The 344-nt window shown below is 66.0% G+C and carries 2 protein-coding genes; both read right to left on the bottom strand.

All coding sequences use genetic code 11. From position 1 onward, the window contains the following. Nucleotides 1–196, bottom strand: a 196-nt coding sequence (locus ACZYTC_RS34275) for a hypothetical protein (protein WP_488991760.1), incomplete at its 3' end; no start/stop codon positions are given. Next, the gene (locus tag ACZYTC_RS34270) at nt 193–330 is read right to left on the bottom strand and encodes a paraquat-inducible protein A (protein WP_488991762.1); all 138 of its coding nucleotides are present in this window, start codon (nt 328–330) and stop codon (nt 193–195) included. The genes ACZYTC_RS34270 and ACZYTC_RS34275, both read right to left, overlap by 4 nt. Between the last annotated feature and the right edge of the window lie 14 nt (nt 331–344).

Raw genomic sequence — 344 nt, 5'->3', positions numbered from 1 at the left:
CCAGCCCTTCCGCCGTGCGCATGGTGATGGTGATCACCGGCCCCTTCTCCGACAGCGTGACCCAGCCCAGATAGAGCGCGATCCCGGCCGCCACGATCGGGATGAGCCAGATCGCGGACAGGCGGCGGCGGCGCGGCGGATCGATATCCGGCGTGGCCGTGTCACTGCCGTTCTTGGAGGCGTCGGAGTCGGTCAATGGCCCTTCTTCCCTGTGTCACGGCGCAAGACATCCCACATCAGCCGTGGGTCGAATGATTCGGAGGCGATCATGGTGATGATCACCACGCTGGCAAAGGCGATCGCCCCGATGCCGGGCTCGATGGTGGCGATCTCGCCCAGCTGCA

This window comes from Labrys sp. F242 (assembly GCF_057813875.1).
The sequence above is the reverse complement of the archived record's forward strand: the minus strand, read 5'-3'. Positions and strand labels throughout refer to the sequence as shown.